The sequence below is a fragment of the Pseudomonas sp. SIMBA_068 genome, from assembly GCF_046534705.1.
In the GTDB taxonomy this organism is placed as follows: Bacteria; Pseudomonadota; Gammaproteobacteria; order Pseudomonadales; family Pseudomonadaceae; genus Aquipseudomonas; species Aquipseudomonas putida.
On the sequence record NZ_JAWRYI010001883.1, the window covers coordinates 1 to 229 of the forward strand.

Consider the following 229-nt stretch of genomic DNA (forward strand, 5'->3'; position numbering starts at 1 on the left):
TTCGCGCTCACCGGTGGCGCGCAGCTGCGATTTAATATGATTGATTGCCATTTCGACGTCATCGGAACTCACCGGACGTTTTTCCAGCGCCCGCAGCATTCCGCTACGCAATTTCTCTTCATTAAACGGTTCACGCACGTCGTTGCTTTTTACAACACGCGGCATAACCAGCTCCGCCACTTCAAAGGTGGTGAAACGTTCATTACACACCAGACACTGCCGACGGCGG

At 53.3% G+C, this 229-nt stretch carries 1 protein-coding gene; it reads right to left on the reverse strand.

The annotated features are described in order from the left end of the window. Positions 1 to 229, reverse strand: a 229-nt coding sequence (locus SB756_RS36310) for an ATP cone domain-containing protein (protein ID WP_410914097.1), incomplete at both ends; no start/stop codon positions are given.